The following is a 3,632-nucleotide window of genomic DNA, read 5'->3' on the forward strand; positions in this document are numbered from 1 at the left end:
TGTTGACGGGCGCTGTGTCACCGGCGGTCCGGTGCGCTGGCTGGTCGGCCCCTTGCTCAACTGGTCGCTCAACCAATCCGCCGCCCGCGCCAAGATCGCAGGTGCGCAGGCCGACACGCGCGGCGCGCTCGCGAGCTTCGATGGCAGCGTGCTCACTGCGCTTGAGGAAACCGAAACCGCGCTGTCGACTTATGCCCGCGAGCTCGACCGGCGCGCGCAACTGCAATCGGCGCGCGACAATGCCGAGACCGCCGCCCGCATCACCCGCGCCCGCCAACGCGAAGGGACGATCGACTTCCTCGAAGTGCTCGACGCCGAACGCACCTTTGCCGATGCCGATGCCGATGTGGCCGCCGCCGACGCACGCATCGCCGATGCGCAAATCGACCTGTTTCGTGCACTGGGCGGCGGCTGGCAGGCACGGGTCAGCTAGTCCCCCTTTCCCAATGCGCGCGAAATCCCTAACCGGGGTCGGTGATCGTTGCTAACGACCCCGGTTTTGTCACCGCGACCTGTCGCTGCAGGCGGCGGTCGCGTGTGGCCGCTCGATCCGGCGCGAGTGTGCGATGATCAAGGTCGTCAGCTACAACATGCACAAGGGCATCGGGCTGGATCGCCGCCGCGATCCGCGCCGCATCCTGGATGTCCTGCGCGAGATCGATGGCGACGTGATCGCGCTGCAAGAGGCCGACCGTCGCTTCGGCACCAAAGCGCAAGTCATCCCGCACGCGCTGATCGAGGACCATTCGCCGTGGCACGCCGTCTCCTTCGGGCATGACGGGGCCAGCATGGGATGGCACGGCAATGCGATGCTAGTGCGCAAAGGGAGCGCAGTGCGCGCGGCCACGTCGCTGCATTTGCCCGCGCTCGAACCGCGCGGCGCGATCCGTGCGGATGTTGCGATCGACACCGGCACGATCCGCGTGCTCGGGATGCACCTCGATCTGTCAGGCCTGTGGCGCAGGCGGCAGGCGCGCGCGATCCTCGCCCACATCGACGCCTGCCCCGCCCCGCTGCCGACGGTGCTGATGGGCGACCTCAACGAATGGACCGCGCGCGGCGGCTGCCTGCACGATTTCGGACGCGACTATCCGAGCGTACCGACCGGCCCGAGCTTCCACGCGCGCCGCCCGGTCGGGCGGCTCGACCGGATCATGACACGCGGCTTTCGCGTGCTTGGCTGCGGCGTGCATGACAGCGCGCTGGCGCGGCGCGCGTCGGACCATTTGCCGATCTGGGCGATGCTGGAGCCATTGTAATGCGCGAAAAGGAACTCCGCCTCGCGCTCGTCTGCTATGGCGGGATCAGCCTGGCGGTGTACATGCACGGCATCACCAAGGAGATCTGGCGGCTGGCGCGCGCCAGTCACGGTTTCCACGCCGGAACCGCGCCCGTCGGCGGCAGCGAGGGGGTGTATCGCAGGCTGCTGGAGGAAATCGAGGCCGAGACCGGGCTAAGGCTGCGCGTGCTGGTCGACATCATCGCCGGGGCCAGCGCGGGCGGCATCAACGGCGTGTTCCTGGCACAGGCGATCAGCGCCGGGCAGAGCCTGGAGCCGCTGACCGATTTGTGGCTCGATTCCGCCGATATCGAGGCGCTGGTCGATGAAAAGCAGGCCCCCGCCCACCCGATGACCAAGATCTGGGCGCTGCCGCTGGCCTGGATGGCGGCACGGCGCAGCGTCGATGGCATCGACGCCACGGTCGAGCCCGCCGCCCGCGACGAAGTCCGCGCGAAACTGTCGCATTTCGTGCGCTCGCGCTGGTTCGAGCCACCGTTCGGCGGAGAACGCTTCACCGGGCTGATCCTCGATGCGCTCGACGCGATGGCCGCCGCACCGCGCGAACCGCGGCTGCTGCCCGATGGCCAGCCGCTCGACCTGTTCGTCACCGTCACCGATTTTCGCGGCCATCCCGAACGGTTGCGGCTCAACTCGCCGCCCGAGGTGGTCGAGACCGAGCACCGCGTGGTCGTGCCCTTCACCGACCACGGCATGGCCTCCGAAACGCTGGCGCACCCGGCCGAACTCGCCTTCGCCGCGCGCGCCACTTCCAGCTTTCCGGGGGCGTTCCCACCCTTCATGGTCGGCGAACTCGACCGCGTGCTGGAGGCGCGCAAGGTGCCGTGGATCAACCGCGCCACCTTCCTCACCCGCATTCTGCCGCGCCAGGCCGCCGCCAATGCCGCCGATAATGCGGTGCTGATCGATGGCTCCGTGCTCAACAACGCGCCGTTTCGCCCGGCGATCGAGGCACTGCGCGAGCGTCCGGCGCGGCGGCAGGTGGACCGGCGCTTCGTCTATATCGATCCCCATCCACGCGGCGGTTTCGGCTTCGGCGCGACCAAGGCGGGTGCCCCCGGCTTTTTCCAGACGATCATCGGCGCGATTTCGGAGCTGCCGCGCCAACAGCCGATTCGCGACAATCTCGAGGAAATCGCCGAACGCTCAGGGAGGATCGAGCGGATGCGCGCAATCATCTCGGCGATCCGGCCCGAGGTGGAAAAGCAGGTCGAGGCGCTGTTCGGCTACACGCTGTTCCTCGATTCGCCGACGCCGCGCGGCTCGCGGCATGGCGGCAGCGCGCGCAAACTGCGGCGGCCAAAAGCGCAGGCTATGGTTATGCCGCTTATGGCCACCTCAAGATCAACGGCGTGGTCGAGACGATTACCGATCTGCTGCATCACGCGGGCGGCGAGCCCGGCCCGCAGCGCTGGCGCGGCATTCGTCGCCACATTGCCGATGCGGTCAGCGCACGCGGTTTCGACGACATGCAGCCGAGCTTTTCGGGCGGGGCGAGCGCGACCACGATCGGCTTCCTGCGCACCTTCGATCTTGGTTTTCGCCTGCGTCGGCTGCGCCTGCTCGCGCGACGCATCACCGATCTCGAAGGCGACCAACCCGACGCCGAGCTCGATCCGATCCGCGAGGCGATCTATATGAGCCTGGCCGACTATCTCGAGTGCAAGCGCACCGAACGCTATCTCGCCTTGGGCAAGGACGTGCGGCTGCTGCGCGGCAATGCCGGGCCGTTGCTCGACAAGCTCGGCGCGGCGATGGACCTGACCGCGCTCGACCTGCGCACCGAGGAACGCCTTGCCGCAGCTTTTTTCCGGGCTCGGCCGCGAGATCAAGCGGCCGATCCTGCTGAGCTATCTTGGCTTCCCCTATTTCGACGTCGCCACGCTGCCGCTGCTGCAAGGCGAAGGCCTCGACGAGTTCGACCCGATCAAGGTCGATCGCATTTGCCCGGACGATGCCACCGGCATTCGCAGCGGTGGTGCGGAGGCGACGCTGAAGGGCATCCAACTCAACAGTTTTGGCGCATTCTTCAGCCGCGCGTATCGCGAGAATGATTATCTGTGGGGGCGGCTGCACGGTGCGGAACGCCTGATCGACATCGTGCTGTCCGCGCTCGACCCCGCCCGCACGCTCAAGCCCGGCCGCACCGCCGCGATCAAGCGCGCGCTGTTCCTCGCCATCCTCGACGAGGAGGAGCCCAAACTGACCGCCGTCCCCGGCCTGTTCGAAACGCTGCGCCGCGAAATCGGGTAACGGCACTTCTTTCTCCCCTCCCTGGAAGGGAGGGGTTGGGGGTGGGTTGGCCTGTAATTCGGGCGTACCCCCCGCCACT

Annotated in this window: 4 protein-coding genes; all 4 read left to right on the forward strand. The window is 67.8% G+C overall.

Annotation, left to right across the window (positions count from 1 at the left end; all coding sequences use genetic code 11):
* Nucleotides 1-433: TolC family protein (locus tag NW75_RS20725; protein ID WP_033967309.1), on the forward strand; the 433-nt coding region annotated here is incomplete at its 5' end.
* 133 nt (nt 434-566) lie between these two features.
* Nucleotides 567-1,259 carry an endonuclease/exonuclease/phosphatase family protein gene (locus NW75_RS20730; protein ID WP_033967310.1) on the forward strand — a complete coding sequence of 231 codons (693 nt, stop codon included), beginning with the start codon at nt 567-569 and terminating at the stop codon, nt 1,257-1,259.
* Nucleotides 1,259-2,941, forward strand: a complete 1,683-nt coding sequence (locus NW75_RS20735; RefSeq protein ID WP_443024507.1) for a patatin-like protein — start codon at nt 1,259-1,261, stop codon at nt 2,939-2,941. The genes NW75_RS20730 and NW75_RS20735 overlap by 1 nt, the downstream gene beginning before the upstream one ends.
* A gap of 153 nt (nt 2,942-3,094) precedes the next feature.
* Nucleotides 3,095-3,553, forward strand: a complete 459-nt coding sequence (locus NW75_RS28450) for a DUF3376 domain-containing protein (protein ID WP_443024508.1) — start codon at nt 3,095-3,097, stop codon at nt 3,551-3,553.
* Nucleotides 3,554-3,632 lie beyond the last annotated feature (79 nt).

This window comes from Sphingomonas sp. Ant H11, from assembly GCF_000797515.1.
Classification (GTDB): Bacteria; Pseudomonadota; Alphaproteobacteria; order Sphingomonadales; family Sphingomonadaceae; genus Sphingomonas.

Excerpts from the sequence above, each read along its gene's own strand:
- NW75_RS20730 (WP_033967310.1), top strand. The coding sequence starts at position 567 with ATGATCAAGGTCGTCAGCTACAACATGCACAAGGGCATCGGGCTGGAT.
- NW75_RS20735 (WP_443024507.1), top strand. The coding sequence starts at position 1,259 with ATGCGCGAAAAGGAACTCCGCCTCGCGCTCGTCTGCTATGGCGGGATC.